The sequence below is a fragment of the Marinobacter gelidimuriae genome (assembly GCF_000372805.1).
GTDB classification, from domain to species: Bacteria; Pseudomonadota; Gammaproteobacteria; order Pseudomonadales; family Oleiphilaceae; genus Marinobacter; species Marinobacter gelidimuriae.
In genome coordinates this window covers 1-3,390 of record NZ_KB889959.1, presented here as the reverse complement: position 1 = coordinate 3,390, position 3,390 = coordinate 1, and the positions used below count along the sequence as shown (strand labels likewise).

At 60.0% G+C, this 3,390-nt stretch carries 4 protein-coding genes; 2 read left to right on the top strand and 2 right to left on the bottom strand.

The annotated features are described in order from the left end of the window. The first annotated feature begins 27 nt into the window (after positions 1-27). Entirely contained in the window at positions 28-429 is a 402-nt protein-coding gene (locus A3OI_RS20940; RefSeq protein ID WP_228703046.1) for a tyrosine-type recombinase/integrase, read from the top strand. Continuing rightward, a complete protein-coding gene (locus A3OI_RS0118885) occupies positions 426-1,499 on the top strand; it encodes an IS91 family transposase (protein ID WP_018405762.1) in 1,074 nt (357 codons plus the stop codon). Before A3OI_RS20940 ends, A3OI_RS0118885 begins: the two co-directional genes overlap by 4 nt. A gap of 351 nt (positions 1,500-1,850) precedes the next feature. Here A3OI_RS0118885 and A3OI_RS0118880 read toward each other — a convergent pair whose 3' ends face one another. Both A3OI_RS0118880 and A3OI_RS0118875 read right to left on the bottom strand, forming a co-directional pair. Further along, positions 1,851-2,771, bottom strand: coding sequence for a DMT family transporter (locus A3OI_RS0118880; protein WP_018405761.1), 921 nt, complete (start codon positions 2,769-2,771; stop codon positions 1,851-1,853). 189 nt (positions 2,772-2,960) lie between these two features. Then, positions 2,961-3,278: an antibiotic biosynthesis monooxygenase family protein gene (locus A3OI_RS0118875; RefSeq protein ID WP_026224299.1), complete on the bottom strand. Its 318-nt coding sequence runs from the start codon at positions 3,276-3,278 to the stop codon at positions 2,961-2,963. Between the last annotated feature and the right edge of the window lie 112 nt (positions 3,279-3,390).

Here is a 3,390-nt window from a genome sequence, read left to right as displayed (position 1 = left end):
TGTGGCAAGGGCAAGAAGGATCGCTTCGTGCCTTTACCGCTGATGACACTCAAGGCCTTGCGGCGCTATTGGGCCACTCACCGTCATCCGGACCTCCTGTTCCCCGGGGGACATCCGCCGTATGCATCGGTGGCCGCCGCCGGCAAGCCCCGAGTGATGGATCGGGGCGGGGTGCAGAAGGCCATCAAGCAGGTCGCCCTGGATTGCGGTATCCGCAAGCATGTTCACATTCACTCCCTACGTCACAGCTTTGCCACTCATCTGCTGGAGAATGGCGTTAATCTACGGTCGATCCAGACCCTGCTCGGCCATGCCAGCCCGGTGACCACCGCCCGCTACACCCGAATGACCCATGAGGCCCAGCAGAACAGTGCCCTGATGATCAATGCCCTGGTAGAGCGCCTGCAGGTTGACTGGGTGACCCCATGATCACTCTGGCGCAGATTCTGCGCGATCATGAGGCCGGCCTGCAGCAGCACTTCGGGGCGCGACTGCGACCGGAGCATCACGCCGCCCTGCAGTCGATTCTGGCCTGTCACACTCCAGAGTGTGGCGAAGTCCGCTATCACTGTCGCTCCTGCCAGCAGGTGCAGCAGGCGTACCCGTCCTGCGGCCATCGCAGTTGCCCGGCCTGTCAGCACGGCACCAACAGCCAATGGCTGGGCCGGCAGCGGCAGAAGCTGTTGCCGGTGGATTATTTCCTGGTGACCTTCACCCTACCGGCCCAGTTGCGGGGCTTTGCCTGGCACCACCTCCGATGGACCTGTCACGCTCTGTTCCAGGCCGCCCGGGAGACGCTGTGCCAGTTCGCCCGTAACGATAAACGCCTGGGCAACCAGCTCGGGCTGGTCGGGGTGTTGCACACCCACTCCCGCCGCTTGGCTTTCCACCCCCATGTCCACATCGTGGTCCCCGGGGGCGGGCTGACGGGCCATCACTGGCACGCCCGGGCCGGGCGATACCTGTTCAACGGTCGGGCCCTGGCCACCGTGTTTCGCGCCAAATTCCTCACCCGGATGCGCGAGCAAGGCTTTGCCTTGCCGGAATCGATTCCGGGACACTGGGTCGCCCAGTGCGAGCAGGTCGGCCGTGGCGACCAGGCGCTGACCTATCTGGCCCGTTACCTCTATCGCGGGGTACTCCGGGAGCAGAACATCGTGGATTACGACGGTGAGCAGGTCACCTTCCGCTACCAGGACAGCCAGACCCGGCGCTGGCAGACCCTGACCGAACCGGCGAACCGGTTCCTCTGGCGGGTTCTGCAGCACGTCCTGCCCAAGGGGCTGCGACGGGTGCGGGAATACGGGTTCCTGCACGGCGGTGCCCGCAAAACCTTACACCGGCTGCAGTTGCGCTTGCAGGTGGCGCTACCCGGGATCGTCACCCAACCCCGGAAACAACGCGTTTGCCCCTGTTGTGGCGAGCCCATGGGCATCACGCTTTGGCGGCGACCTTGCCGGTGGCCCGTGCCGATAATCCGGCGACGATGTCTGGCATAGGCCCACATCCGTCCGACATGCACCTCACAGGGAGGGATCAGAGCACCCTATGACACCACCAGGGCAGATCGGCTATCGGTTCCACCGAGGGTCACGGGAACCTCTGGCCTGACGAAAATGACCGCCCAATGCCAGGGCCAAAGCACCTCTCAGTTCGCCGATGATATTTCCTTAATAGAGAAGCACCGGGCTCGTCCAACACCGGATCAGGTCGCGGCTGCGCGCGACCTATCCTTATTTGTTAGGCGGCATATCCGTCCGTGGCAGGCAGGCGCAATTTGCCAGAAACAGTCATCGAACAGGCCGATTCGACCCAAGCGCTACTCAGCAAGTGGTTTTGTCGTAAGAGACTCATCGAGCGCTCGAATATACGCTCAGCGCTGTAACTGTGACCAAAATCAGTCCCATGCCCAAGATCTGTATACCGACCAGGCTTTCATTTAACACCAAGACGCCGAATAGCGACGCGGTGACCGGCTCGACCATTGCCACTACTGAGGCCACGGCCGGTGCGGTATGGTTCAGGCCGACGATATAGAGAATGAATGACAATCCCGCGCCCAGCACCCCCAGTACTACGAACAGTGGCCAACTCGGCGTGCTTAGCACTGCAACGGTCTGGTCGGCATCGGCCAGCCCGATAAGTATGGTGACGAGTGCCGCGAATGCTATTACAAGAATCGCCTGTGGACTGCCGTGCGGTGCGGCATACTTGAAGCCGAAAATGAATACTGCATAGGACAGCCCGGAAAGCAGTCCGGCGCCGACACCGATCGGCGTGACACCGCCTGATCCAACCTCGTAAATACGTGTAAGCAGCACGATGCCAAGCGTTACCATCGCGATCGCGGTCCACTTAAGCGGAGTGGGTCTTTCGAGCTTGAGTGCGAAGGACACGAGGTAGACGAACACCGGCGCGCAGTACATCAGCGCCGCCGCAACCGCGACACTGCCCTCCGCGATGCTCACGAAATAGAAAGTGAAGTTGCCAGCTACGCCGAGACCGGCAATCGCCGACCAGAACCATAATCGGCGATTCGCCAATCCGCTGCCACGCGGGCGAAAAGCTAACCAGAGGAGAACAAACAATAGCCCGATCGCGCCCCGGTAGAATGACACCACGAGCGCGTCCCAGCCGTCGGCCATGAGAATCCCGCCGATCCCCCCTGATAGCCCCCAGCATAGCGCCGCCATTGCCACGAACGCCTTGCTCAGCCCCGCCATTTTGTTTGACGGAATCAACTTCATCTGGGGTGACGAGCGCGTTACCATTCTGCAAATCCTCTACCATCGGTTTCAATCAAGTGCCAAACCGCAGATCCTTCTGGTAGGCAACATCTGCTTTGAGTTGCCAACTCAACCGTCAACGATACATATGCCGCCTAACGCTGAATTAAGCGGCGGCCCGACAGGGACGTCCGGTGGACGGCCTTCAGGCCGGGAACGAACTTGAATGACTGGTTAAATGCCATAAGCCCGCTCAACCTTTGCAACCCGGACTTTGAATTCAGAGTACCAGGCTTTATGACCAAGGCGCTGGGCTTCAAGATGCTCTGCGTTTTGCTTCCAACTTTTGATGGATTCCTCGCTGGCCCAGTATGAGACAGTAATACCGACATCCTCACGGGCTGACTCTATACCAAGAAACCCTTCTTGTTGTGCTGCCAACTCCAGCATTCTATCGGCCATTGCACCGTAGCCATGATCACCTTCGGTGCGAGTTGAGCTGAAAATCACTGCGTAATATGGAGGGCCTGGAGTTTTGGCGATCCCTGACATAACTTCCCCTTGGCATTTAACGCTGCCAACACGCGTGGCTTTGGAGTGGAGGCGAAGCCGCAACGGAAAAGCCATCGCCGTGATTGGCCTGGTTAGGCATTGTTGCACGAAG

Bases quoted from the DNA above. Each gene is read 5' to 3' on its own strand.
- A3OI_RS0118885 (WP_018405762.1), top strand. From the start codon at position 426: ATGATCACTCTGGCGCAGATTCTGCGCGATCATGAGGCCGGCCTGCAG.
- A3OI_RS0118880 (WP_018405761.1), bottom strand. From the start codon at position 2,771: ATGGTAACGCGCTCGTCACCCCAGATGAAGTTGATTCCGTCAAACAAA.
- A3OI_RS0118875 (WP_026224299.1), bottom strand. From the start codon at position 3,278: ATGTCAGGGATCGCCAAAACTCCAGGCCCTCCATATTACGCAGTGATT.